Raw genomic sequence first — 23,861 nt, forward strand, 5'->3', positions numbered from 1 at the left:
CCGCGTCAGCGCTTGGCGACGAAGACGTGCGAGGCGACCTCGGAGTCGAGCTCGGCCGCCTCCCCGCTGGAACCGACCAGCACCCCGCCGGGCGACTCGGTCACGCTGACGACGGACCCGGGCTGCACCCCGGCCCTGCGCAGCGTGTACATCAGCTGGGCGTCGGTCTGGATCGGCTCCCCGATCCGCCGCACCACCACGGTCTTGCCCTCGGCGCCCGGGTCCAGCTCGGCCAGGCTCACCATGGACGCGTCCAGGAACGGGTCCGCCTCGGCCTTCTCGCCCAGCTCCTCCAGGCCCGGGATGGGGTTCCCGTACGGCGACTCGGTCGGGTGGCGCAGCAGCTCCAGCACCCGGCGCTCCACCGCCTCGCTCATCACGTGCTCCCAGCGGCACGCCTCGGCGTGGACCTGCTCCCACTCCAGGCCGATCACATCCACCAGCAGGCACTCGGCGAGCCGGTGCTTGCGCATGACGCGGGTGGCGAGGCGACGGCCCTCCTCGGTCAGCTCCAGGTGGCGGTCCCCCGCGACCCGGACCAGTCCGTCGCGCTCCATGCGGGCCACCGTCTGGCTGACGGTGGGACCGCTCTGGTCCAGCCGTTCGGCGATGCGGGCGCGCATGGGGACCACGCCTTCCTCTTCCAGTTCGAGGATGGTGCGGAGATACATCTCCGTGGTGTCGATCAGTCCGGACATACGTGCCCCTCGATGCTCTGACTAGAAAACGTCGTGCGATGGCCCTGCACCCAATTCTGACCTATAGCGCCGACAACCGTGCCGTCCCGGCGGAAGACCGGTGGAAGAGCGTGCGGGCGGGGTCGAGGGGCGGTATTGACAGGCCACTGGTCCAGACCGCAACGTGATCGGCGGCACCGGCGTTCCCGCACCTCCCGAGGCCCTGCCGCACCACCGCCCCATCCCCCGCCGAAAGGGCTCCCCGATGAGCGACAGCAAGCTGGCCGGTCAGTTCTTCGATGCGGCGATCGGCCTGCTGACGCGGGTGCGGGACGAGGAGGCGGGCAGCATCGCCGAGGCCGGCGCGGCCGTCGCGGACACCGTCGAGTCGGGCGGCCGGCTCTTCGCCTTCGGCGCCGGGCACTCCTCGCTGGCCGCCCAGGACGTCGTCTACCGTGCGGGCGGCCTGGCCCTGATGAACCTGCTCACCGTCCCCGGCGTCGTCGGCGTGGACGTCATGCCCGCCACGCTGGGCTCGGCCCTGGAGCGCGTGGACGGACTCGCCTCGGCCGTCCTGGACTCCAGCCCCGCCACCGCCGGGGATCTCCTGGTGATCGTCTCGCTCTCCGGCCGCAACGCCCTGCCGGTCGAGATGGCGCAGAACGCCCGCGCCCTCGGGCTGAAGGTCGTCGGCGTCACCTCGGTCGCGTACGCGGAGCACACTCGCTCCCGGCACGCCTCCGGCGGCTTCCTGCGGGACCACTGCGACATCGTCCTCGACAGCAAGATCGCGATCGGTGACGCGGAGCTGACGGCCCCCGGCATCGAGGCCCCCTTCGCCCCCGCCTCGACCGTGGTGACCAGCGCGATCATGCAGGCGATGCTGGCCGCCGCCGCCGAGCAGCTGGTGGCCCGGGGCATCGAGCCGCCGATGCTGCGCTCGGGAAACGTCGACGGCGGCCACGAGTGGAACGGCCGGGTCATGACGGAGTACCGGGACCGGATCTTCTACCGTCACTGAGCGGCTTCGGCCGCCCCGCCGCGAGGCGGGCCGACGCGCCGGCCCGCCCGGCGGGATGCCCGCCCGTCAGCGCCCCGCCCCGGAAGGCGGCCCTCGCTCACGCCCCCGCCGTCACCTGGGCCAGGTCGACCGCTCCGGCGACCCGGGCCGCGACCGTCTCCGCGTACACCGCGTCCGGGCGTTCGAAGGCGGCCCGGTTCGCCGCGCGGAGGAAGGTCAGCACGCCCAGCGTCCGGCCCCGGCTCCGGAGCACCGCGCACAGCGCGTGCGCGGCGTCCCGGGGCCAGCGGCGTTCCGTCGCCCATGCCTGAGCGGCGTTCCCGGCGCCCGCGCTCGTACGCACGGTGCCGGTGCGCTCGACCGCCTGGAGGGCCGGGTGGCCGGGGTCGTAACGGGCCGGTACGGCGCCGCCGAAGACCGGGAGGCAGGGGCCCGGAGCGTCGGAGGGCGTGGCGGCCGTGCGCACCAGGCGTTCGCCCGCCGCCAGGTCGACCAGGACGTGGTCGGCGAATCCGGCGAGTGCGAAGTCCAGCAGGGAGGTCGCCGCCTCCATCGGGTCCTCGCACTCGGAGGCCGTCCGGGCGGCCCGGTGCAGCTGGCTCGTCCGGAACCGCTGCCGGTCGGCCTCCTGCTCCGCGAGCTTCGCCGCGGTGACGTCCCGGAACAGCCAGCCCGCCCCGAGCGGGACCGGCTCCTCCGTCAGCGGGGAGGCCAGCCGCAGGAACCCGCTGCGCCAGCACCGGCGGCGCTCGCCCTCCGCTGTCCGCAGGGTCACCCACAGCTCGGCCGGGGCGCTCGGCGCGCCCTCGGCGAGCACATGGTGCAGGGCCGCCTCCAGCTCCTCGACGCCCTGGACCACCAGTTCGCCGAGCGGGCGGCCGAGCAGCGCGGTGCGGCCCCCGCCGAGCGCACGGGCCGCGTACGCGTTGGCCACGGTCGGGCGCAGGTCGACGTCGACGAGGACCACGCCCCAGGAGGCGTCCTCCAGCAGCGCCTCACTCAGCGCGATGGCCCGCTCCAGGTCGATCCGGGCGTGCACCTCGCTGAACGCGCAGTAGAGCCCGGCCGGTTTCCCGTCCGCACCGCGGACCCCGGCCGACTGGGTGCGCACCAGCACCCGCCCGCCGTCCTTGCGCAGCAGCGCGAACTCGTGCACCTGGCGCCCCGGCGCGTCCATGGCCGACATCAGCCGCGTCCGCACCTCTTCCGCGTCCGAGCGGCGCACCGCCCAGCCCGCGAAGCCCGCACGGCCCACCGCCTCCCGCGCCGACCAGCCGAGGATGCGTTCGGCCTCGCGGTTCCAGTGGGTGACCGTGCCGGCCGCGTCGAAGGCGCAGAGCGCGGCGTCCATGCCGTCGAGCAGCGCCGCCAGCAGCTCGGACCCGGCGGACGCCTCAGGGGCCCCGCCCGGGCCGGCCGGAGGCGGTGGACCGGCGGAGCGCCCCGGGCGCCCGCCGCCGGAATCCTCGTCCGGTCCGATCTCATCGGTGGTCCCGCTGCTCCTGGAAGCACCCACTCCGCACCCCCCGCAGAACGTGTCGGCGGCCGTTTCCCCACGCGCCGCCGCGTGTATTGCCGCACGTCAGACCATTCAACTCGAACGTGACCCAGCACACATCATCTTCACCGAAATCATTTCCGCGGCCCGCGGTCCACCGATCGATTCACGCCACGCCCGGATTCCGCCGGGAACCCCTCGCACCGCCCGCCGGGTCCGCCCCGCGCCCACGGGTGACGGGGAAGCCGCCGAACGAGCCGCATAAACCGGTTGAACCCCGCACCGGAACGCTTTTAGGCTGTGGGCAGCGAAGAAAGGAGGTGTTCCGGAAGTGATTTCTTCTCGGACTCGTGAGGTGGCTGCGGGCTGACGCCCGTCGTCGCGCTCTTTGCAGTGCATGGCCGGACGCCGGCCAATTCCCAGCAGTCACCGACCCGCAGGCTCGCCGGTAAGTCCGGCCGGCTCCTCCGTGCACGGAGGACCCAGAGCCTGCGGGTTTCTGCGTTCCCCGGCCCGCCCTTGCCCGGCGGGGGCGGGCGTCACGGACAGAGCCGCTCGACCCGCCACCCGCCGGACGCCCCTTCGCCCTCCCTGACGTACCGCAGCCGGTCGTGCAGCCGGTTCGCGTGCCCCTGCCAGAACTCGATCGTCCCGGGCACCACCCGGAAGCCGCCCCAGTGCGGCGGGGCCGGCACCTTCTCGCCCTCGGGGTAGCGGGCGGCCAGCTCCTCGTACCGGCCGATCAGCTCCTCCCGGGACCCGACGACGGTGGACTGGGCGCTGGCCCACGCGCCGAGCTGGGAGCCGTGCGGGCGGGTGCGGAAGTAGCCCACGGTCTCCGCGCGGGAGACACGGCGGGCGGTGCCGGTGACGATGACCTGGCGGGCCATCGGGTGCCAGGGGAAAAGCAGCGACACGTGCGGGTTCGCGGCCAGTTCGCGGCCCTTGCGGGAGTCGTAGTTCGTGAAGAAGACGAAGCCCCGGTCGTCGTACTGCTTGAGGAGCACGGTGCGCGAGGACGGGCGGCCGTCCGGGGTGGCGGTGGAGACGACCATCGCGTTGGGCTCGTGCAGCACCCCGCCGGCGGCGACCTGGCGGAACCAGCGGGCGAACTGGTCCATCGGATCGGGACTGAGGTCGCGCTCGGTGAAGTCCTCCGAGCGGTACTGCTCGCGCATCGCCGCCGGATCGGTGGTGGAATCGAGGGGGGAGGGCCCGGCGGAAGGAGCCTGATGGGCGGCGTGATCCGGTGCGGGCACAGCATGATCCGGAGTCGGCACGGAGTGATCTGGTGTGGGCACGGCTCCATCCTGCCGCAGCGCCCGAGTCTGCCCGGCGGGGAGGGTCGGTAACCACGCGCCGTCGAAATGGGGCCCTGTGCCGGATGTCACGCTTCCCCGCTCCGTGGGAACCCGCCAATATCTTGGGGCAGGCCCCTGTGGCCTTCGTACAGCCGCGGCCTTCCACCCACCTGCTCCAGGTACGCCCCGGCCGCCGATCACAGCATGCCGCCCGCCGAACTGAGGGAGCCGCCTGATGTCCGACTTCGTACCCGGTCTTGAGGGAGTCGTCGCGTTCGAAACGGAGATCGCCGAACCGGACAAGGAGGGCGGGTCGCTCCGTTACCGCGGGGTCGACATCGAGGATCTCGTCGGCCACGTCTCGTTCGGGAACGTGTGGGGCCTGCTGGTGGACGGGGCGTTCAGCCCCGGCCTGCCGCCCGCCGAGCCGTTCCCGATCCCCGTCCACTCCGGCGACATCCGGGTCGACGTGCAGTCGGCACTGGCGATGCTGGCGCCCGTATGGGGCCTGAAACCGCTGCTGGACATCGACGAGGCGACCGCCCGGGACGACCTGGCGCGTGCGGCCGTGATGGCCCTGTCGTACGTCGCCCAGTCGGCACGCGGCCAGGGGCTGCCGATGGTGCCGCAGAGCGAGATCGACAAGGCGCAGTCCGTGGTGGAGCGGTTCATGATCCGCTGGCGCGGCGAGCCGGACCCCAAGCACGTGAAGGCGGTCGACGCGTACTGGACGTCGGCGGCCGAGCACGGGATGAACGCCTCCACGTTCACCGCCCGGGTCATCGCCTCGACCGGGGCGGACGTCGCGGCGGCGCTGTCCGGCGCGGTGGGTGCGATGTCGGGCCCGCTGCACGGCGGCGCCCCGTCCCGGGTCCTCGGCATGATCGAGGAGATCGAGCGCACGGGCGACGCGAGCGCGTACGTGAAGCAGGCCCTGGACCGGGGCGAGCGCCTGATGGGCTTCGGCCACCGCGTCTACCGCGCCGAGGACCCGCGCGCCCGCGTCCTGCGCCGCACCGCCCGCGAGCTGGCGGCCCCGCGTTTCGAGGTGGCGGAGGCGCTGGAGAAGGCCGCGCTGGAGGAGCTGCACAACCGCCGCCCGGACCGGGTGCTGGCGACGAACGTGGAGTTCTGGGCGGCGATCGTGCTGGACTTCGCGGAGGTCCCGGCGCACATGTTCACGTCGATGTTCACCTGCGCCCGCACGGCGGGCTGGTCGGCGCACATCCTGGAACAGAAGCGCACCGGCCGCCTGGTGCGCCCCTCGGCGACGTACACCGGCCCGGGGACGCGGGACCCGCGCGAGATCACGGGGTACGAGGACATCGTCGCGGGCTGACGCTCCGGACCGGTGCGCCGCCGGGCGGGGCCTCGGCCGCGGGCCTCCCCCGGCGGCCTCAGCCGAGGCGGCGGTCGCGGCCGGGCTCGCGGCGGACGGCGATGACATTGTCGGTCACAACGGCCCTCTCGCCGCCGGGACCGGTCGCGGTCCGCCGGGGCGCGTGGCAGCGCTCGGTCCGCCATCCGTCGCCGAGCCGCAGGGACGCGAGTACGTCCTCGGGGGCGGGGAACCGTACGTCCTCGTGCCCGTCCCGCCAGGACCAGGGAGCGAGCGAGGCATGCTCGACCAGCACCAGGAGGCCACCGGGGGCGACGGCCCGGACCGCGCGCCGGAGCACCTGCTCGCGCGGGATCTCCACAGGGGTGTGGAAGTAGCTGGCGGCCACCAGGTCGAACATCCCGTCGGGGAAGGACCGGGCCAGATCGTGCCGGCTCGGGTGGACACGGTCGGTCAGCCCGGCCGCGTCGGCTCCGGCGGCGACCCGGCCCAGTGCGGTCGCCGAGACGTCGACCGCGGTGACGTCCCAGCCGCGCGAGGCGAGCCAGAGCGCGTCGCCGCCGTGCCCGCAGCCGAGGTCCAGCGCCCGGCCGCCGCCGTCCGGCTCGGGGGCCAGTGCGGCGACGATCTCGGCGAGGACGGCGTTGGGGCGGGTGCCCCACTGCGCGTCGAGGCCGGCGTAGTGGTTCTCCCAGAAGGCGGCGGAGTCGGTGGCTCCGGTGGTGTCGCTGCTCATGGCTGTCCCCTTCGCTGTCCGCGGGGTCCGCTCGGGTGAGCACCCCGCTGGGTAGGACGAAGGTGCGCCGCGCCCGGCCATCCTTGCAAGATCCCATGCTGTTTCGGCAACCTGGTGCTCATGGCAGCCAGGGAAGACGCGGCAGGACACACCCCCAGGACGACGAAGGACGGCGTCCTGGCGGCGGTGGGCCCCCGCCTGCGGGAGCTGCGCCGCAGGCACGGGATGACCCTGGCCGAGCTGGCCGAGCGGACCGGCATCAACGAGAGCACCCTGTCCCGCCTGGAGGGCGGCACGCGCAAGCCCACACTGGAACTGCTGCTGCCACTGGCGGAGGTCCACGCGGTGCCGCTGGACGAACTGGTGGGCGCGCCCCGCACGGGCGACCCGCGCATCCACATCCGCCCGGTCACCCGGGACGGCCTCACGTACGTGCCGCTGAGCCGCCCCGGCGGGGTCCAGGCCCACAAGCTGCTGATCCCGCCGAGGCCGGACACCGAGCCGACCTTGCGGACCCACGAGGGCTTCGAGTGGCTGTACGTGCTGGCCGGGCGGCTACGGCTGATCCTGGGCGAACGGACGCTGGTGCTGAAGCCCGGCGAGGCGGCCGAGTTCGACACCCACGTGCCGCACTGGCTCGGCCCCGACGACGACCGGACCGTGGAACTGCTGGTCCTCTTCGGCCACCAGGGCGAACGGGCCCACCTGCGGGCCCGCCAGGAGCCTTTGCGAGGATCAGCCGATGGGACCCACTGACGCGGCATCCGTACGGCACTCCCCCTCGACCTGGCGACAGCCCTGCCCCGCACCGGCGTCGGCCGAGCGCAGCGCCCTCACCGAAGCACTCGCACAACGCGTCCTGGCCCTCGGCCCGGGCCGGCAGCTCGTGGGCATCGACGGCTTCACGGCAGCGGGGAAGACGAGCTTCGGCCACGAACTCGCCGCGCACCTGGCGGTGTCGGGCCGCCCCGTGCTCCGGGCCACGCTGGACGACTTCAAGAACCCGTGGAAGGACCGCCACCTGTACGACCGGGAGTCGGGCGAAGGCTACTACCGCAACGCGTACGACTACGACGCGGCCAAGCGCCTCCTGCTGGACCCCGCCCGCTCCCCGGAGGCGGCGTCCTGCGCACTGTGTTCCATCGATCCGCTGACGCAGGAGAACCACGCGGCCGACACGACCCCCCTCGCCCCGGACTCGGTGCTGATCGTGGACGGAGTCTTCGCGTTCCGCCCCGAGATCGACGCGTACTGGGACTTCCGCGTCTGGATGGACGTGGACGCCGAACTCTCCGTGAGCAGGGGCGCGGAACGCGACCAGGACTGGGCGGGCTCGGACGCGGAGGCGATCCACCGCGACCGCTACCTGGTGGCGGAGCGCCTGTATCTCGACGAGGTGGACCCGCTGCCGAGGATGGACGCGGTGGTGGACAACACGGACTTCGCGCGGCCGCGGCTGATGGGGGTATGACGTGTCGCGTGGTGTCTCTTCCGGGTTCGGGAAGAGACACCGGCCCGCGAACGTCAGCTCACATCTCCCGCCTCTGCGGCGGAACATCGCGGACCAGACTGGTCAGCGGGCTGTGGGTGCGCCACCCCAGGGACGCGTAGAGCGCCCGCCCCTCGACCGTCGCGGCCAGCACGGCGGACGAGGAGCCCGAGGCAACAGCGGCGTTCTCAAGCGTCCGCATCACGAGGCTGCCGAGCCCCTTGCGACGGTGGGCCGGCGATGTCTCGACCTGGTCGAAGACGGCGGTACACCCAGGGCCGGGCATGGCGACCTGACCACGGGCGGCGAACGCGCCGTCCTCTGCCAGAACGAGCACCCGCGTGACGCCGCCCCGCGCCCACGTGCGCACCCGGTAGCCGTCGGGGGCCACTGCGTCGTCGGTGCGCAGCAGTGCCGACATCAGGAAACCGTCGTCATCGAGGCGCCAGCCGGGGGCCGCCCACGAGGCAACAGTCCGCGGCGGCAGGAAGAGCTTGAGCCAGGTGTCCGGGACGGTGACCGTCTCCGTCAGTTCGCGGACCAGTGACTCGTCAGCATCCGTCAGCACGTGCCGGGTGACCTGACCGGACAGCCCGACGTCGACGGTGAAGCCCCAGGGCTCGGACACCGGCGGCGCGGCTCCGCGTGAGACGGCCCAGCCCTCCACCCAGGAACGTACGGCTTCGGCGTCCACGCGAATCCCTCCGTAATAAGTGCAGAGCACGAATGCACATTACCCGGGGAGCCTTGACGAGAAGGAGCAGCCGATAAATCCGAGTGCTCCGGCGGGCAGGGCCGCGCTAGGGTCACCCGCATGAACGTCACCGGCCCAAGCACCACCGCGACCGCGCGAGCGACCAGCTCGCCGGTTGCCGCCGCCTGACTTCCTCTCCCCCCCGGCGACCGGAAACGGTCCGTCGGCAGTGCCGTGGAGCCTCTGGCCCCGGCCGGGTGACTGAACGGTCCCGTTCTCCGGTGCCTCCCCCGCAGCAACGCGAAGGAGCCACTCCCATGCATACGGATCAGCTGGTCAGCACGTTCGTCGAGTACTACGAAGAGCGCGGCCACCGCCGGATCACCGGATCGACGCTGCTGCCACCGCCCGGCGACTCCGTGCTCTTCACCACCTCCGGCATGCACCCGCTCACCCCGTACCTGGAGGGCCGCCCCCACCCGCTGGGCAAGCGGCTCGTGAACGTACAGCGCTGTCTGCGCACCACGGACCTGGACGAGGTCGGGGACGCCACCCACCTGACCGTCTTCGAGATGCTCGGCACCTGGTCGCTGGGCGACTACGAAGGCCCGCTGAGCCTCGACTGGGGGTACGGGCTGCTCACCGAGGGACTGGGCATCGATCCCGGACTGCTGCACGCCACCGCCTTCGCCGGTGACGGCCGGACAGAGCCGGACACCGCTTCTCTCGGACTGTGGCAGGGCCTCGGCGTCCCCGTGGAACTCACCGTGGAGGACAACTGGTGGCCCAACGGTTCTGACGGACCTGTCGGACCGTGCGGCCCCGACTCGGAGATCTTCCTGTGGAGCGGTGACGGCCCGCCTCGGTCGACACCCACGCGCGACGACCGCTGGGTGGAGGTGTGGAACCACGTGACGATGACCCATCGCCGGCTCGACGACGGCTCGCTCGTACCGCTCCCCCAGCGCAACGTCGACACCGGACTCGGCCTGGAGCGGCTGGCCTCCCGGCTCCAGGGCAAGTCGTCCGTCTTCGAGTGCGACGTCTTCGAACCCTGGCGCCGCCTCGTGCCGGCCCTGTGGTCCCTGGACGAACCTTCGCTGCGCCTGGTCTGCGACCATCTGCGCTCGGTCATCGTGCTGCTCGGCGACGGCGTGCGCCCGGCCGGCACAGGACAGGGCTACGTGCTGCGCCGCCTGCTACGACGGGTCCTCACCGTGCTCCGGCGGGAGGACCCCTCGCGCGGTATCGAAGACCTGCCGGAGGAACTGGTCCGGCACACCCTGGACCACTTCCGGCAGGACATGCGCCCGGACGACGTGCTCCGGATGCTGCGCGAGGAGGAACACCGGTTCGGCCAACTCCTGGAACGCGGCCGAGGGGTACTCGCCAAGCCCCGGTTCCGAGGCCCGCTGACCGAGGAGGACTTCCACTACCTCCACGACACCCATGGACTGCCACGCGAGCTGATCACGAGCCTGCGCCCGGAATAGAGGAGGCCAAGCGCATCGCACCCACCCGGCAATGAACGGGCAGCCCGCATCGCTCCGCGCCCGGTCGTGCGCGACGACCGGGCGCGGAGCGATGCGGGCTGCCCCGGATGTCCTGTCTCACCGAAGGCTGAGCGCTGGGCGCTCCGCGCCCAGCGGGGCATGGGGGTATGGGGGCATCCGAAAAGCCCGGCGACCTCTCGCGACCGACGCGGCACAATTGCCGCATGATCGGCAGACGGACCACCCATCGCACAGCGGACGGCGTCCGCATACCCGGAACCTGGCGCCACGCCTTCATCCGCAACGGAAGCTCCTACTTCCTCACCGACCTCTTCATCTACGCCGACGGGCTCATCGACTGCTGGGGTCTGGTGACCGTCGAGGAATTCGAGGAGAAGCTCCGGACCGGCTGGGTGGCCACCACGTTCCCGGACGGCGCCAAGGCGTCCGCACACGGTCTGGCCCGCTGGAAGTTCAGCGAGTCCCGGACCGGGCTCACCCCCGAGCTGTTCGCCGCCGAGGTCCGCGACACCATCGACCGGCTGAACGACCGACCCGATGCGACCGGCCGGTGTCTGGCCGCCGTGGACGTCTTCCTCGCCGACCGGACGGAGGAGAACCGGACAGCGGCCCGCGACGCCTTCCTGTCCATCCCGGCCACGAAACGCCGCTACGCGCTGGGAGACATGGACAGCAAGGACGGGCCGCTTCGCGTGCTGGTGGCAGGGCCCGGCGGCACGACGTACCAGCCGACCGACCCGCCGGTCACCCAGGACTCCTACGACAGGGCCGTCGCGTACTTCGAGGACCGGGCCCGATGGAAGGCCGAGCGGGACACGCGTGTGCTCGCGGACGGACCGGCGGCTCCGCACAGCCCGGCGGTCCAGCTCCACCACTCCCCTGCGCACGAGCCCCGGGCCCGCCCCGGTCAGCTCGGCCTGCGCCACGACTACCCCGCACCGATCACCGTGAAGGAGAGCGCCTACCCCTCCGTCGCCCACGCCTACTGGGCTCTGTCGGTCACTCAGTCGGAGGTCCACGACGCGATCGCCGCAGCGGACACCTCTTCCGCGGCACGCCGGCTCGCGGCCGGGGCAACGCGCCGCGAGGACTGGGCCCACGTCCGCACCGCCGTCATGACCGGGCTGCTGCGTGCCAAATACGACCAGCATCCCGAGCTGGCCGAGATCCTGCTGGCGACGGACGACGCCACCCTGATCTACGACGACGTGGACTCGATCTACTGGGGCGACAACGGCGGCCGAGGACGCAACTGGGCGGGTCGTCTCCTCGAACTCGTCCGCTCCGAACTCCATATGCGGAGAGCCGGGCTCTCCGGTCTCTGACCGGATCACGGGCGCGGGTCAGCGAACGGACGCGGCGGCGACGGGATGCGGCGGTGAAGGCTCTGGAGGGGGGCCGGCCGATGTGCCTCCGGGACGGCGCCACCGACTGGTGAGCCGAGTTGCCGAGGCACTCCCTCCGGAACGCCTGCGCCCACCCACACCGTCACCAACTCGACCAGGCCGTGGCTCCGTCCTCTCGAAGCTCGTGGCCCGATTCCCGTTTCCCGGAACCCGAGCTTCGGGAGAGCTGATTCACTCCTCCGGGGGTACGTGAGTGGGGCTCCGGCCCGAAGCTCGGGTCCCGGGCTTCGGGCGCCGGGATGCGGGACCCGGGGTTCGAGCGCCTTCGGTTCGAGAACCGAACGACCCCGACGCGGTGGTTGCACACCAGGCCGGGGTCTCACCGCAAGATCGATCACCTAGAAAGCCGATCCCGTGGCTACCCAGCAGCCTAGCTCCGCCCCGCCCGCGCCCGCACGCTCCGCCCCGTACCCGATGGCCAAGCCCGGCTACGGCAAACGCACCGCGCCCGGCCAACACCCCCGCGCACCGCACGACTTCACCCTGCTGCCGACGCGCGAGCGGTATGTCGCCGGGTTCGTCGACCACCTGCCCGAGGGTGCGGCGATGAGCGTGAAGCAGCTCGCCAAGCAGCTCCCGCTCTACGGGCAACAGGCCATCTCCACGGCCCTGCCAGCCCTGTCCGTCGCCGGGCACCTGCGACGCGTACGGTGCTCCGTCGGCGGGGGCGACGAGACCCGCTGGGTCTTCCGCACCTTCTGGTCCCGCACCGCCCGCGACAACGAGTGGTGGAACACCTACCTCGCCACCGAGAAGGCCACCCGAACCGTCAACTCCGCGACTGCCTGGCGTTCCTTGGACTCGCCGCACCGCTCTGCTGCTACAAACGCCTCCTCCGACTCTCCCCCTAGGACACGGTCCAAGAGGTCGGTGTTCCGTCTTGCGCGCAAGGCGGTGGGGGTCGCCGTGCGGGTCGTGGCTGGTGAGGAGGACAGTCAGGGCTGCGGCGGCCAGCAGCACGGCGTCCACTCCGGAGGGTCCGCCGCACGACCCGCGTCGGATCCTCCTTCGACAGGTGTGACAGGTGCGGGAAAACAGGTTGTCCGCCTGGGGAAGCCGGCGTGAGGATGGTCGGGAAAGATCGGCAGTTTTGCGAGGAATCATGCACACCACCATCCCCACCACGGCAGGCCACGTCCGCGGACGACTCGAGGGAAAGATCTCGGTGTTCAAAGGCATCCGGTACGCGGCGCCACCGTTCGGACCGCGACGGTTGCGGCCCCCTGAGGCACCGCAGCCGTGGACAGGAGTGCGCGACGCGCTCGTCCCCGGGCCTTCAGCACCACAGCCCGGATACCTGCCGGTTATGGCCGGGTTGCTGGAAGAAGCCGTCAACCCGGGCGAGGACTGTCTCAATCTCAACGTGTGGACGCCTGCGCCGAGCCGCAGCCAGGGGCGGCTCCCGGTCATGGTCTGGATCCACGGAGGTGCCTTCCGTAACGGTTCCGGTTCCCTTGCCACCTATGACGGTGCGCGGCTCGCCGCCGACGGTGTCGTGTGCGTCACACTCAACTACCGGCTGGGTGCGGAAGGATTCCTGCTGCTGCCCGATGGCACCTCCAACCTCGGTCTGCTGGACCAGATTGCCGCGCTGGAATGGGTTCGGGACAACATCGCCGGTTTCGGTGGCGACCCGGACAACGTCACCGTCTTCGGCCAGTCCGCAGGGGCCATCAGCATCACCGCGCTCATGACCATGCCGCGGGCCCGCGGGCTGTTCCACCGTGCGATCACGCAGAGCGGCGCCGGACATCACACCCATCCCGAGGGAGTCGCCCGGCGCCTCACCGAGCGGCTGGCCGCTCTCGCCGGTGCCGAGCCGACCCGCGAGAGTCTGGCCGCCTTGCCGCCCCAGCGGCTCATCGCCGCCAACGACGCTTTGGGCCGGGAGATCGCACAGGCTGCCGATCCCGGGCAGTGGGGCGAATCCGCGGGCGGCGGCACCACCGTGCTGCCCGTCGTGGACGGAGCCACGCTCCCCGAGCGCTCGATCGACGCCCTCTCCGGCGGGATCGGCCGTGAGATCGACCTGCTCACCGGCACGACCAGCGACGAGTTCCGCCTCTTCCTCGTCCCGCTGGGGATCGCCCCGCGCATCACGGACGAAGTCCTGCACGGTTTCCTGGCCGGTCTCGGTCTCGACGCCGACAGGGCTCGCAGCGTCTACGCGGCCGCCCACCCCGGCGCGACACCCGGCGATCTGCTGTCCGCGGCCATGACCGACCACGCCTACCGGATCCCGGCCCTACGGGTGGCCGAGGCCCGTGCCGTCCACGGCGCGGACACCTACGTGTACGAGTTCGCGCGCCCCTCGCCCGCTCTGGACGGCGTCCTGGGCGCGTGCCACATGGCCGAAATCGGCTTCGTTTTCGGTAACCTCGACGACCCACACGCCGGCCCCGACGCCCCGCAGCATCTTTCCGACCAGATGCGCGAGGCATGGATCTCCTTCGCCCGGACCGGCCGCCCGGGCCCTTCCGTCCCGGGCGCGATGCCGTCCTGGCCCGCCTACTCCGGACTCCGGTCCGTCATGCGCCTGGGCGAGGGTACGCCCACCGTGCTCAAGGACCCGTCACCGGACGAGCGTCGCCTCTGGCAGAACCTGCGCGATGCCGTCATCAGTGGCACCTGACCACGGCCTGTCCCACCGGGAGGAACCTACGCCCGTAGCCGCCACGATGAGCTGCTCCGATGGCTGCCGCCCTGGCCGTGGCCGGCACGCTGCCCGCGTCCGCGGCGTCTCAGGGCCGCGGCCCGGGTGGCGTCGTGCGGCAGGGGCTGGACCGCCTCCAGGGGTACGGTCCCGCGCTCCAGGGACGGTCGCGCACGGGTGACGCGGGGCTGCCCTGCTTCGGCACCGCGCCTCGCGGCATCCCCGCGTAGCCCGGCGCCCCGGAGGTCTCCGGGGCCCCCGCCGGTTCGGGCTGCGCCTCGTCCCTACGTCCGAGTGCCCGCCGGGCCGGCCTTCCGGCCGCGACCCAGACGCGGTCGGGCAGGAACACCGCGTCAGCGATCAGCGCGGCACCTTCCTTGCCGGGCCGCCCGTCACCTACGCCTCGGCCGGGTTCGCCGCCGTGGCGCCCGGCTACCTCGGCATGGACGCGGAGCCTGCGGCGTCCCTGCGGGGCAATGAAGTCGGGGCGAAAGTGGTGGACCCGGGGGCGGTCGACTTCCAGGGATCGCGGCATCCGGGGTCGAATGTGCGGGGCACGGTGGAAGTACTGCACTGGTTCCGGCAGTTGCGGTGAGGACGCGCGCGCCGCAACCCCGTGGCGTTCGGCGTGGAGATCAGGAAGGCTGGCGCGCATGGTTTCGATAGTGCAGAACATGGCGATCGACTGTGCGGATGCCTATGAGCTGGCGCGGTTCTGGAGCGGTGCGACAGGCCGTCCGCTGCACCCGGAGGACAGGCCGGGCGACCGGGAGACTCAGGTGCTGCTGGCGGAGGGCCCGGTGCTGCACTTCAATCAGGTGCCCGAGGCGAAGACGATCAAGAACAGGCTCCATCTGTGTCTGCGCCCCGAGACCTCGCGCGATCAGGAGGTGGAGCGCCTGCTGGGCCTCGGTGCCACGTTCGTCGCTGATCACCGGAGTCCCGATGGTTCGGGCTGGGCGATCCTCGCTGATCCCGAAGGCAACGAATTCTGCGTTCTGCGCAGTGAGTCCGACCGAGCCGCCATGTCCTCCTGACGCGCACGTAGGTCATACCTCGGCACCAGGGGCGCCTACCCAGCGGGGGAGGGAGACCGTTCCGGCGGCCGACGCACCGCACCCCGGTCGAAGCGACGTTCAGAACACGACCGGTACTGAACGGACGACGAAGGCGCTCTGGAGCTCCTGGTGGCGGCGATGGCCTCACTGGGCGCCCTGGGCGACGATGCTGTGGGCGGTGCTGCCGTACGAGCCCCGTCCGCCGCACCGCGCCTCGTCCAACTCGCCGCCTGGGCAGGGACACTGGCCTTTGTCCCGTACGCGGCGATGAAGCTGGTCTGGGCGTCCGGCGGGTGCCGCGCTGGCTTCCGCTCACCCCGGCTCTGCTCGGCGCTGCCACGCTCGCCCCGTACGGCGTCGTGGGGGGCGGATACCTGGCCCTGGCCACGACCGGCGTCGTGACGATGGGGCGCGGCGACTTCCCCACCTCGGGTGACGCGCTGCTGGTCGGCTGGGTCGGGATGGTCGCCTTCGCCGTTTATGGCATGGCCCTGAGCATCGCGGTCCGCTCGTACCGGGTGCGAACGCGTCCTGCCCACGTGCCGATCCGGATCCGCTGCCAAGCGGATCCGGCCGGAAGGCGACCGTGATGCGCAGCCCGCCGGAGTTCACTGGGGCGGGCGGCCCGGGGGGACGACGTCGTGGCGGATGTCCTACCACCAGGCGAGGCCCGTCCCGGCCGGTGAGGGCCCCGAGCACTCCGGAGTCGCGCGGCTCCGAACGAGTGGACTTGCCGGGGCGCGGCCGGGATGCGGCGCGGAGGCCGGAGGGCGGATGGTGTCGTTGCCGTCCGCTCCGCTCCCCTCCCTCCCGGCCCGGAAGAGGCACACCCACATGCGACGCTCCCCCACCCGACGACTGTTCGCCGCGATGCTGCTCGCGGCGTCCGTCCTGGCCCCGATGGCCGTGGCTCCCGCCCCGGCGGTCCACGCCGCGGGCCCCGATCAGCACGGCAGTCACGACCGGCACGGCGAGGACGACTGTCCTCCGGGCGGTCTCGACCCCGCGCTGACCGCCAAGCTGGACGGGACCATCGAGGACGTCCGCGAGCAGGCCGGCATTCCCGGTGCCGTCGTCGGGCTGTGGATGCCGGGGAAGGGCAGCTACGTCCACGCGAGCGGCGTCGCCGACACGGTCACCCGCGAGCCGATGTCGGCCGACACCCGTATCCGGATCGGCAGTGAGACCAAGACCTTCACGGTCACCGCGCTGCTCGAACTCGTCGACGACAAGCGCGTCAAGCTGGACGACCCGATCTCCGCCTACGTCCCCGGGGTACGCAACGGCGACCGGATCACGCTCCGCCAGCTCGCCGGGATGCGCAGCGGCCTGTTCCCGTACACCGCCGACGCCGACTTCGTGCACGACCTGCTGAGCGACCCGTACCGCTCGTTCACCCCGCGCGGTGTGCTCGCGTACGGCATGAAGCACAAGAACACCTTCAAGCCGGGCGCGGAGTTCCAGTACTCCAACTCCAACCTCGTCCTGCTCGGCCTGGTGATCGAGAAGGTCACCGGTCAGAGCCTCGACCGCGTCATCCACGAGCGGGTGCTCCGCCCCGCCCGCCTGCACAACACGCTCTTCCCGACCGGGGCCGAGTTCCCCGAGCCGCACGCACACGGCTACACCGACCAGACGCTGAGCGGCGAGACCGAGGACGCCACGGACTGGAACCCCAGCTGGGCGTGGGCGGCAGGCGCGATGATCTCCGATCTGCACGACCTGCGCCGCTGGGCCAAGGTCGTCGCCACCGGGGAGCTGCTGAGCCCCGAGACGCAGGCGCAGCGGCTCAAGACCCAGCCGACCGGGTTCCCGGGGCTCAGCTACGGCCTCGGAATCTTCGATGCCGACGGGTGGATCGGGCACAACGGTTCCCTGCCGGGGTACGAGACCGTGACCGTCTACCTGCCCGCGCAGAAGGCCACCATGGTCATCATGATCAACACGGACTCCCTCAGCGGAGGCCAGGAGCCGTCCACCCTGCTCGCCCGCGCGGTCACGCAGATCGCCACCCCGGACCACGTCTACGACGGCAGCGCCTCCCGGGGGCCCGGCACTCCCTGAGGTCAGGGGAGACCGTCATCGGCGGCAACCGGGCCCGCCGCAGCTCGCTGTGGCGCCGGCGGCCCGACGGGACGGCGTGGCGGATGTACTACCACCGGGCGACGCCCGTCCCGGCAGGGGTGAGAGGGAGCCCGGGCGCCCCGGACGTCGCGGCTCCCGCCCCTTGCCCCTGGCGGCTCCGCCTCATCGCCCCAGCCCCTCCTCCACCAGCGCCGCCCACTGCGCCACCACCCGCGCCCGCCGGGCGGTGTCGTCGGTGAGGAGGTTGGCGAGGCCGAGGCCGCGGGCCATGTCCAGGAGGCCCTGAACCGTTTCGCGGACGCCGGGGCGGGACTCGTCGGCGCCCAGGAGCTCGACGGCGATGCGGTGGGTCTCGCGGCCCACCCGCGCCTCCAGTTCGGTGACGCGCGGGCGGAGCTGGACCTCGTTGGAGGCGGCGACCCAGAGCTGGAGGGCGGCCCGGAACAGGGGGCCGGTGTAGAGGTCGACCAGGGCCGCGACCACCTCGGCGCGGCCCTGGACGGGCAGTGCCCGCAGGGCGGCGGAGCGTTCCTCGGCGACGTACTCCACCGCCCCGGTGAACAGGTCCTCGCGGGTGGGGAAGTGGTGCTGGGCCGCGCCGCGCGAGACGCCGGCGCGTTCGGCGACGACGGAGACGGTGGAGCCTGCCCAGCCGTGGTCGGCCAGGCAGGCGACGGCGGCCTCCAGGAGGCGCTGCCGGGTGGCCCGGCTGCGGTCCTGTTTGGGTGCGGTCGGAGACTTGGGCGTGCTGGAAGGAGGTGTCACCGCACCCATGCCGGTTCCCGTCGTTCGAGGAAGGCCGTCATCCCCTCCCTCGCCTCGTCGGAGGCGAACAACGCGGCGGATCGGGCGATGAGGTCTTCGGCGTACTGGTCGAAGTTCCTCAGCACCGTAGCCGTGACCAGCTCCTTCGACGCGGCCAGCCCCTGGGGCGAGGCCCGGCGCAGGCCGTCCAGGACCGGTACGAGCGCCTGGTCCACGTCCTCGGCGGCCAGCGTCACCAGGCCGATACGGGCCGCCTCCGCCGCGTCGAAGCGCTCGCCCGTGAGGTAGTAGCGGTGCGCCGCCGTGCGGTCCAGGCGGGCGAGCAGGGTGAGGGAGATGACCGCCGGGGCCAGGCCCAGGCGGGACTCCGTCAGCGCGAAGGTCGACGACGGGCCCGCCACGGCGATGTCGCACGCCGCCAGCAGGCCCAGGCCACCCGCCCGGACGTGGCCCTCCACCCGGGCCACGACGGGTTTCGGCAGTGCCGCGATCTCCCGCATGAGGGCCACGAACGCCTCCGGGTCCGGCGGCGCCGTCAGGTCCGCCCCGGCGCAGAACGTCGTGCCGGTGTGGGTGAGCAGGACCGCCCGTACGGTGGTGTCGGCGGCGCACCGCGCCAGCGACGCGCGCAGTTCGCCGACCAGCTCCGCCGAGAGCGCGTTGCGGTTCGCCGGGGAGTCGAGCGTCAGCGTGGCGACGCCCCGGTCCTGCCGCGTGGTCATCGGGGTCACTTCTCCTCCGCCTTCTCCCGGTCGCGCAGCTCGCGCCGGAGGATCTTGCCGGACACCGCCCGGGGCACCGCCTCGATGAACTCGGCCTGCCGCACCTTCTTGTACGGGGACACCCGCTCGGCGACGAACGCCATGACGTCGTCGGTGGTGAGGTCCGCGCCGGCCGGGCCCCGGACCAGGAACGCCTTGGGGACCTCGTTGCCCTCCGCGTCGGGCACTCCGATCACCGCCGCGTCCGCGAGGTGCGCGTGGGTCAGCAGCAGTGCCTCCAGCTCGGCGGGGGCCACCTGGTATCCCTTGTACTTGATCAGTTCCTTGACCCGGTCGACGACGAACAGCCAGCCGTCCGCGTCCACCCGGCCGATGTCGCCCGTGTGGACCCAGCCCGCCGCGTCGATCATGTCGGCGGTGGCGTCGGGTCGGCCCAGGTAGCCCTTCATCACCTGGGGGCCCCGGATGAGGATCTCGCCGTCCGTCGCGGGCTCCGCGTCCTTCGCCGGGTCCTCCAGGGACACGATGCGCATCTCGGTGCCCGGCAGCAGCTTGCCGACGGTGCCCGGCGGCGGCCGCTCGGCGGAGAGCGGCACCACGTGCGTGCCGGGCGACAGCTCCGTCATCCCGTACGCCTGCCGCACCGGCGGCAGCCCGAGGCGGGCCGAACAGGCGGCGGCCAGGCCGGCGTCGAGCGGGGCGGCGGCGCTGACGATGTACTGGAGCGAGGAGAGGTCGTACTCCCCCACCAGCGGGTGCTTCGCGAGGGCCAGCACGATCGGCGGAGCCACGTACAGGCCGGTGATGCGGTGCGTCTGGATGGCCTCCAGGAACTGGGCCAGGTCGAAGCGGGGCAGGACGACGACCGTCGCGCCGCAGCGGAGCGGGGCGTTCATCAGGGCCGTCAGCCCGTAGATGTGGAAGAAGGGGAGGACGGCTAGGACGCGGTCGCCCTCTCCCATCGGGATGAACGGCCTCAGCTGCTCCAGGTTGGTAGCGATCGAGCGGTGCGTCAGCATCACGCCCTTGGGCGTTCCCGTCGTGCCGGAGCTGTACGGGAGGGCCGCGACGTCCTCGCCGGGGTCGATGGCGATCTCCGGCTCGGGTGCGGTGCAGGACAGCATGTCCAGGATGGAGGTGTGGCCCTCCGCCTGGTCGCAGACGTAGATCTCGCGTACCCCGCCGGTCAGTTCGGCGGCCCTGCAGGCGGTCGCCAGGAGCGGGGAGACCGTGACGATCCACTTCGCCCCGCTGTCGGCGAGCTGTTTGGCGAACTCCTCGGGCGTGGCCAGGGGGTGGATCGTGGTGACGGAGGCGCCGGCGCGGGTGGCCCCGTAGAAGACCGCCGGGTAGGCGATGGTGTTCGGGCTGTGGAGGGCGAGGACGTCGCCCTTGCGGAGGCCGGCCTCGGCCAGGGCGGCGGCGATGCGCCGGTGGAATCCGTCGAGCTGGGTGTACGTGAGGGAGGCGCCGTTCGTCCCGTCGATCAGGGCGACGGTGTCTCCGAGCCGGGCGGCCTCGCCGAGGACCGCTTCGTGGATGGGTGTGTCGAGGGCCGGTACGTCTGCGTACTCGCTGCGGAACACCATGGCGGTCCCCTGTCGTCGCGGCTGCCCGCGCCGCCCGGAGGAGGCGCGGGACGCCGTGCGGGTGTGGAGGGTCAGAATCGCCCCTGTGGGGGAGGGATGGGGAGGGGTCGGACGGAAGCGGATCGGGAAAGGCTCAGTACGACTTCGGCAGGCCCAGCGTCTGGTGCGAGACGTAGTTCAGGATCATCTCGCGGCTGACGGGGGCGATCCGGGCCACCCGGGACGCCGTGATCAGGGAGGCGAGGCCGTACTCGCGGGTCAGTCCGTTGCCGCCGAGGGTGTGCACGGCCTGGTCGACCGCCTTCACGCACGCCTCGCCCGCCGCGTACTTCGCCATGTTCGCCGCCTCGCCCGCCCCGATGTCGTCGCCGTCGTCGTACAGCCGGGCCGCTTTCTGCATCATCAGGCGCGACAGCTCCAGGTCGATGTGCGCGGTGGCCAGGGGGTGCGCGATCGCCTGGTGGGAGCCGATCGGAGCCTTCCACACCTGCCGGGTACGGGCGTACTCCACGGCCCTGCCGAGGGCGAAGCGGCCCATCCCGATGCCGAACGCGGCCGTCATGATCCGCTCGGGGTTGAGTCCCGCGAAGAGCTGGAGGAGGCCCGCGTCCTCGTCGCCGACGAGCGCGTCGGCCGGCAGGCGTACGTCGTCGAGGACCAGCTCGAACTGCTTCTCGGGTGCGTGGAGTTCCATGTCGATCTGGTTCCGGCCGAAGCCCTCGGCGTCGCGCGGGACGATGAACAGGCAGGGCTTCAGCTTCCCCGAGCGGGCGTCCTCGGTGCGGCCGACGATCAGCGTGGCGTCGGCTATGTCGACGCCGGACACGAAGACCTTGCGGCCGGTGAGCAGCCAGTCGGCGTCCGGGCCACTGCCGTCGCGGCGGGCGGTGGTGGTGATGCGGTGGGAGTTGGAGCCGGCGTCGGGCTCGGTGATGCCGAAGGCCATGGTGAGGCTTCCGTCGGCGAGGCCCGGCAGCCACGTCCGTTTCTGCGCGTCCGTGCCGAAGCGGGCGATGACCGTGCCGCAGATCGCGGGCGACACGATCATCATGAGGAGGGGCGAGCCGGCCGCGCCCAGCTCCTCCAGCACGATGGAGAGTTCGGCCATGCCGCCGCCTCCGCCGCCGTACTCCTCGGGGAGGTTCACTCCGAGGTAGCCGAGCTCGGCGGCCTCCGCCCACAGCGCGTCGGTGTGGGAGCCGTCGCGGACGACGGTGGTCATGTAGTCGCGCCCGTAGCGCTTCCCGAGGGCGGCGACGGCGGCGCGCAGGGCCTGGTGCTCTTCGGTTTCGAGGACGGTGCTCATGCGGTCTCCTCCGGTACGGGGGCGGTCGGTACGGGGGCGGTGCCCGGGTCCTCCTGGACCACGGCGAGCAGTGCGCCGACCTCGACCTGGTGGCCGGGGGCGGCGTGCAGGGCGGTGAGGGCGCCGGTGGCGGGGGCGAGGATGCGGTGCTCCATCTTCATCGCCTCCAGCCAGATCAGCGGCTGCCCGGCCTCGACCCGGCACCCGGCGGCCAGGCCCTCCGCGAGCCGGACGACGGTCCCGGGCATCGGGGCGAGCAGGGAACCCGGTTCGGTCTGGGCGGCCGGGTCGGTGAAGCGGGGGAGCACGGTGAACGTGTACGAGGCGTCGGCGGTGTCCACGTACACCCGGTCGCGGTGGCAGACGACCTCGAAGTGGCGGGCCACACCGTTGATTTCGCAGGTGACCCGGTCGGCGGTGGCGGTGACGACCCGCAGGCCCGGCTGCTGTCGCGGTTCCGGGACGCCGGAGCGCGGGGTGCGGTAGGCGACCTCGTGCTCGGTCCCGTCGGGTTCGCTCCGGTAGCGCTTGAGCTGCGGCCCCGAGGGCACGTTGCGCCAGGCCCCGAAGCGGGTGGGGGCCGGGCCGCCGGATGCGGTGGTGCGGACGGCTGCCGCCAGGGCGGCGGCGAGGGCGGCCGGTGCGGGGTCCCGCCCGGGCGCCGGGGCGGTCAGGTCCGCCAGGTGCCGGTCGTAGAACCCGGTGTCCAGGCGGGCCGCCGCGAAGTCCGGGTGGCGCAGCGACCGTACGAGCAGGTCGCGGTTGGTGACCGGGCCGTGGATCCGGGCCCTCTCCAGTGCGCGGGCCAGCAGCCGGACGGCCTCGGCGCGGGTCGGGGCGTGGGCGATCACCTTGGCGAGCATCGGGTCGTAGTGCACGCCGACGGTGTCGCCGCCGGTGTACCCGCTGTCCAGGCGCAGGCCCGGCGCGTCCGGAACCTCCAGCGCGTGCAGTGCGCCGGTCTGCGGCTGCCAGTCGCGGGCCGGGTCCTCGGCGTAGAGCCGGGCCTCGACCGCGTGGCCGGACGGCTCCGGGGGGCGGGGCGCGGGCAGCGGCCCGCCCTCCGCCACACGCAGTTGCAGGGCGACCAGGTCGAGCCCGAACACGGCCTCCGTCACCGGGTGTTCGACCTGGAGGCGGGTGTTCATCTCCAGGAAGTACGGCTGCCCGCCGGCGGACACGAGGAACTCCACGGTTCCCGCGCCCCGGTAGCCGACCGCCCGTGCGGCGGCGGTCGCCGCCTCGTGGAGCCGGGCGCGCAGGGCCTCGTCCAGGCCGGGGGCCGGGGCCTCCTCGATGACCTTCTGGTGGCGGCGCTGGAGCGAGCAGTCCCGGGTGCCCAGCGCCCACACGGTGTCGTGCCCGTCCGCCAGCACCTGGACTTCGACGTGCCGGCCGCGCTCGACGTACGGCTCGGCGAAGACCTCGCCGTCCCCGAAGGCCGACGCCGCCTCGGCGGCGGCGGCCAGCAGCTCGCCGGGCAGCGCGTCGAGTTCCCGGACGATGCGCATCCCCCGGCCGCCGCCGCCCGCCGCCGCCTTCAGCAGCAGCGGCAGGTCGCCCTCCCCGGCCGTCGCCGGGTCCACGGGGTCCAGCAGCGGGACGCCGGCCCCGGCCATCAGCTCCTTGGCCCGGGTCTTGGACGCCATCAGCTCGATGGCCTTCACCGGCGGGCCCACCCACACCAGACCGGCGTCCTGGACGGCGGCGGCGAAGGCGGCGTTCTCGGAGAGGAAGCCGTATCCGGGGTGCACGGCGTCCGCCCCGGCGGCCAGGGCGGCGGCCACGACGAGGTCTCCGCGCAGATAGGTGTCGGCGGGGGCCGTGCCCGGCAGCCGTACGGCGAGGTCCGCCTCCCGTACGTGCAGGGCGTCGGCGTCCGCGTCGGAGTACACGGCGACCGTGGTGATGCCCAGGTCACGGCAGGTGCGGAAGATCCGGCAGGCGATCTCGCCCCGGTTGGCGACGAGAAGTGCGGTGATCATCGGGGCCCTGCGGTCGGTGGTGG

At 72.6% G+C, this 23,861-nt stretch carries 23 protein-coding genes and 1 pseudogene; 14 read left to right on the forward strand and 10 right to left on the reverse strand.

All coding sequences use genetic code 11. The features are described 5' to 3' along the window. Positions 1 to 5: 5 nt before the first annotated feature. Positions 6 to 698, reverse strand: coding sequence for a metal-dependent transcriptional regulator (locus tag ACIQMU_RS10255; RefSeq protein ID WP_352242945.1), 693 nt, complete (start codon positions 696 to 698; stop codon positions 6 to 8). Between the two features lie 244 nt (positions 699 to 942). On the opposite strand from ACIQMU_RS10255, the gene ACIQMU_RS10260 reads away from it, so the two are divergent. Beyond that, entirely contained in the window at positions 943 to 1,698 is a 756-nt protein-coding gene (locus ACIQMU_RS10260) for an SIS domain-containing protein (protein WP_352242946.1), read from the forward strand. A gap of 97 nt (positions 1,699 to 1,795) precedes the next feature. On the opposite strand, the gene ACIQMU_RS10265 is transcribed toward ACIQMU_RS10260, so the two are convergent. Together ACIQMU_RS10265 and pdxH are read right to left on the reverse strand one after the other, a co-directional pair. Next, positions 1,796 to 3,214 carry a PAS domain-containing protein gene (locus ACIQMU_RS10265; RefSeq protein WP_402688633.1) on the reverse strand — a complete coding sequence of 473 codons (1,419 nt, stop codon included), beginning with the start codon at positions 3,212 to 3,214 and terminating at the stop codon, positions 1,796 to 1,798. A gap of 521 nt (positions 3,215 to 3,735) precedes the next feature. Next, entirely contained in the window at positions 3,736 to 4,374 is a 639-nt protein-coding gene (pdxH, locus tag ACIQMU_RS10270) for a pyridoxamine 5'-phosphate oxidase (protein WP_352242963.1), read from the reverse strand. A 358-nt stretch (positions 4,375 to 4,732) separates the two neighbouring features. Here pdxH and ACIQMU_RS10275 point away from each other — a divergent pair, with 358 nt between their 5' ends. After that, a complete protein-coding gene (locus ACIQMU_RS10275; protein WP_352242948.1) occupies positions 4,733 to 5,836 on the forward strand; it encodes a citrate synthase 2 in 1,104 nt (367 codons plus the stop codon). Between the two features lie 58 nt (positions 5,837 to 5,894). On the opposite strand, the gene ACIQMU_RS10280 is transcribed toward ACIQMU_RS10275, so the two are convergent. After that, a complete protein-coding gene (locus ACIQMU_RS10280; RefSeq protein ID WP_352242949.1) occupies positions 5,895 to 6,572 on the reverse strand; it encodes a methyltransferase domain-containing protein in 678 nt (225 codons plus the stop codon). A gap of 120 nt (positions 6,573 to 6,692) precedes the next feature. Here ACIQMU_RS10280 and ACIQMU_RS10285 point away from each other — a divergent pair, with 120 nt between their 5' ends. Together ACIQMU_RS10285 and ACIQMU_RS10290 are read left to right on the forward strand one after the other, a co-directional pair. After that, positions 6,693 to 7,328, forward strand: coding sequence for a helix-turn-helix domain-containing protein (locus tag ACIQMU_RS10285; RefSeq protein ID WP_402688634.1), 636 nt, complete (start codon positions 6,693 to 6,695; stop codon positions 7,326 to 7,328). Further along, the gene (locus ACIQMU_RS10290; protein WP_402688635.1) at positions 7,315 to 8,043 is read left to right on the forward strand and encodes a uridine kinase; all 729 of its coding nucleotides are present in this window, start codon (positions 7,315 to 7,317) and stop codon (positions 8,041 to 8,043) included. The genes ACIQMU_RS10285 and ACIQMU_RS10290 overlap by 14 nt, the downstream gene beginning before the upstream one ends. A gap of 58 nt (positions 8,044 to 8,101) precedes the next feature. On the opposite strand, the gene ACIQMU_RS10295 is transcribed toward ACIQMU_RS10290, so the two are convergent. Then, on the reverse strand, positions 8,102 to 8,755 hold the full coding sequence (locus ACIQMU_RS10295) for a GNAT family N-acetyltransferase (RefSeq protein WP_402688636.1): 654 nt from the start codon (positions 8,753 to 8,755) through the stop codon (positions 8,102 to 8,104). A 317-nt stretch (positions 8,756 to 9,072) separates the two neighbouring features. Between ACIQMU_RS10295 and ACIQMU_RS10300 the strand changes: the two genes are divergently transcribed. The 10 genes and pseudogenes from ACIQMU_RS10300 to ACIQMU_RS10345 all read left to right on the forward strand — a co-directional run bounded on the left by ACIQMU_RS10300 (position 9,073) and on the right by ACIQMU_RS10345 (position 17,450). After that, a complete protein-coding gene (locus ACIQMU_RS10300) occupies positions 9,073 to 10,248 on the forward strand; it encodes an alanine--tRNA ligase-related protein (protein ID WP_402688637.1) in 1,176 nt (391 codons plus the stop codon). 66 nt (positions 10,249 to 10,314) lie between these two features. Next, positions 10,315 to 10,476, forward strand: coding sequence for a WhiB family transcriptional regulator (locus ACIQMU_RS10305; RefSeq protein WP_402688638.1), 162 nt, complete (start codon positions 10,315 to 10,317; stop codon positions 10,474 to 10,476). Next, entirely contained in the window at positions 10,473 to 11,594 is a 1,122-nt protein-coding gene (locus ACIQMU_RS10310) for an NADAR family protein (protein ID WP_352243914.1), read from the forward strand. The genes ACIQMU_RS10305 and ACIQMU_RS10310 overlap by 4 nt, the downstream gene beginning before the upstream one ends. A 495-nt stretch (positions 11,595 to 12,089) precedes the next feature. Next, a pseudogene (locus ACIQMU_RS10315) lies at positions 12,090 to 12,438 on the forward strand (MarR family transcriptional regulator); the annotation flags it as partial. A gap of 339 nt (positions 12,439 to 12,777) precedes the next feature. Next, positions 12,778 to 14,307, forward strand: coding sequence for a carboxylesterase/lipase family protein (locus ACIQMU_RS10320; protein ID WP_402688750.1), 1,530 nt, complete (start codon positions 12,778 to 12,780; stop codon positions 14,305 to 14,307). Between the two features lie 59 nt (positions 14,308 to 14,366). Continuing rightward, positions 14,367 to 14,558 carry a hypothetical protein gene (locus ACIQMU_RS10325; protein WP_352243913.1) on the forward strand — a complete coding sequence of 64 codons (192 nt, stop codon included), beginning with the start codon at positions 14,367 to 14,369 and terminating at the stop codon, positions 14,556 to 14,558. 191 nt (positions 14,559 to 14,749) lie between these two features. Then, positions 14,750 to 14,923 carry a hypothetical protein gene (locus ACIQMU_RS10330; RefSeq protein ID WP_352243912.1) on the forward strand — a complete coding sequence of 58 codons (174 nt, stop codon included), beginning with the start codon at positions 14,750 to 14,752 and terminating at the stop codon, positions 14,921 to 14,923. Between the two features lie 58 nt (positions 14,924 to 14,981). After that, positions 14,982 to 15,365: a VOC family protein gene (locus ACIQMU_RS10335; protein WP_402688639.1), complete on the forward strand. Its 384-nt coding sequence runs from the start codon at positions 14,982 to 14,984 to the stop codon at positions 15,363 to 15,365. 314 nt (positions 15,366 to 15,679) lie between these two features. Next, positions 15,680 to 15,976: a hypothetical protein gene (locus ACIQMU_RS10340; protein ID WP_402688640.1), complete on the forward strand. Its 297-nt coding sequence runs from the start codon at positions 15,680 to 15,682 to the stop codon at positions 15,974 to 15,976. A 244-nt stretch (positions 15,977 to 16,220) separates the two neighbouring features. Continuing rightward, positions 16,221 to 17,450, forward strand: coding sequence for a serine hydrolase domain-containing protein (locus ACIQMU_RS10345; protein ID WP_402688641.1), 1,230 nt, complete (start codon positions 16,221 to 16,223; stop codon positions 17,448 to 17,450). A gap of 183 nt (positions 17,451 to 17,633) precedes the next feature. Here the strand turns inward: ACIQMU_RS10345 and ACIQMU_RS10350 are convergent, their stop codons facing one another. From ACIQMU_RS10350 to ACIQMU_RS10370, 5 genes are all read right to left on the reverse strand, one after another. Further along, on the reverse strand, positions 17,634 to 18,245 hold the full coding sequence (locus ACIQMU_RS10350) for a TetR/AcrR family transcriptional regulator (RefSeq protein ID WP_352243908.1): 612 nt from the start codon (positions 18,243 to 18,245) through the stop codon (positions 17,634 to 17,636). Beyond that, entirely contained in the window at positions 18,233 to 18,958 is a 726-nt protein-coding gene (locus ACIQMU_RS10355) for an enoyl-CoA hydratase family protein (protein ID WP_352243907.1), read from the reverse strand. Before ACIQMU_RS10355 ends, ACIQMU_RS10350 begins: the two co-directional genes overlap by 13 nt. 5 nt (positions 18,959 to 18,963) lie before the next feature. Continuing rightward, complete coding sequence (locus ACIQMU_RS10360) at positions 18,964 to 20,547, reverse strand: 4-coumarate--CoA ligase family protein (protein ID WP_402688642.1); 1,584 nt, start codon at positions 20,545 to 20,547, stop codon at positions 18,964 to 18,966. A gap of 133 nt (positions 20,548 to 20,680) precedes the next feature. After that, positions 20,681 to 21,853 carry an acyl-CoA dehydrogenase gene (locus ACIQMU_RS10365; RefSeq protein WP_352243905.1) on the reverse strand — a complete coding sequence of 391 codons (1,173 nt, stop codon included), beginning with the start codon at positions 21,851 to 21,853 and terminating at the stop codon, positions 20,681 to 20,683. After that, positions 21,850 to 23,838, reverse strand: a complete 1,989-nt coding sequence (locus tag ACIQMU_RS10370; protein WP_402688751.1) for an acetyl/propionyl/methylcrotonyl-CoA carboxylase subunit alpha — start codon at positions 23,836 to 23,838, stop codon at positions 21,850 to 21,852. Before ACIQMU_RS10370 ends, ACIQMU_RS10365 begins: the two co-directional genes overlap by 4 nt. Between the last annotated feature and the right edge of the window lie 23 nt (positions 23,839 to 23,861).

Origin of the sequence: Streptomyces sp. NPDC091649 (assembly GCF_044756785.1) — a bacterium.
In the GTDB taxonomy this organism is placed as follows: domain Bacteria; phylum Actinomycetota; class Actinomycetes; order Streptomycetales; family Streptomycetaceae; genus Streptomyces.

Bases quoted from the DNA above. Each gene is read 5' to 3' on its own strand.
- ACIQMU_RS10255 (WP_352242945.1), bottom strand. From the start codon at position 698: ATGTCCGGACTGATCGACACCACGGAGATGTATCTCCGCACCATCCTC.
- ACIQMU_RS10260 (WP_352242946.1), top strand. From the start codon at position 943: ATGAGCGACAGCAAGCTGGCCGGTCAGTTCTTCGATGCGGCGATCGGC.
- pdxH (WP_352242963.1), bottom strand. From the start codon at position 4,374: ATGCGCGAGCAGTACCGCTCGGAGGACTTCACCGAGCGCGACCTCAGT.
- ACIQMU_RS10275 (WP_352242948.1), top strand. From the start codon at position 4,733: ATGTCCGACTTCGTACCCGGTCTTGAGGGAGTCGTCGCGTTCGAAACG.
- ACIQMU_RS10280 (WP_352242949.1), bottom strand. From the start codon at position 6,572: ATGAGCAGCGACACCACCGGAGCCACCGACTCCGCCGCCTTCTGGGAG.
- ACIQMU_RS10285 (WP_402688634.1), top strand. From the start codon at position 6,693: ATGGCAGCCAGGGAAGACGCGGCAGGACACACCCCCAGGACGACGAAG.
- ACIQMU_RS10290 (WP_402688635.1), top strand. From the start codon at position 7,315: ATGGGACCCACTGACGCGGCATCCGTACGGCACTCCCCCTCGACCTGG.
- ACIQMU_RS10300 (WP_402688637.1), top strand. From the start codon at position 9,073: ATGCATACGGATCAGCTGGTCAGCACGTTCGTCGAGTACTACGAAGAG.
- ACIQMU_RS10310 (WP_352243914.1), top strand. From the start codon at position 10,473: ATGATCGGCAGACGGACCACCCATCGCACAGCGGACGGCGTCCGCATA.
- ACIQMU_RS10320 (WP_402688750.1), top strand. From the start codon at position 12,778: ATGCACACCACCATCCCCACCACGGCAGGCCACGTCCGCGGACGACTC.
- ACIQMU_RS10325 (WP_352243913.1), top strand. From the start codon at position 14,367: ATGGCTGCCGCCCTGGCCGTGGCCGGCACGCTGCCCGCGTCCGCGGCG.
- ACIQMU_RS10335 (WP_402688639.1), top strand. From the start codon at position 14,982: ATGGTTTCGATAGTGCAGAACATGGCGATCGACTGTGCGGATGCCTAT.
- ACIQMU_RS10345 (WP_402688641.1), top strand. From the start codon at position 16,221: ATGCGACGCTCCCCCACCCGACGACTGTTCGCCGCGATGCTGCTCGCG.
- ACIQMU_RS10350 (WP_352243908.1), bottom strand. From the start codon at position 18,245: ATGGGTGCGGTGACACCTCCTTCCAGCACGCCCAAGTCTCCGACCGCA.
- ACIQMU_RS10355 (WP_352243907.1), bottom strand. From the start codon at position 18,958: ATGACCACGCGGCAGGACCGGGGCGTCGCCACGCTGACGCTCGACTCC.
- ACIQMU_RS10360 (WP_402688642.1), bottom strand. From the start codon at position 20,547: ATGGTGTTCCGCAGCGAGTACGCAGACGTACCGGCCCTCGACACACCC.
- ACIQMU_RS10365 (WP_352243905.1), bottom strand. From the start codon at position 21,853: ATGAGCACCGTCCTCGAAACCGAAGAGCACCAGGCCCTGCGCGCCGCC.
- ACIQMU_RS10370 (WP_402688751.1), bottom strand. From the start codon at position 23,838: ATGATCACCGCACTTCTCGTCGCCAACCGGGGCGAGATCGCCTGCCGG.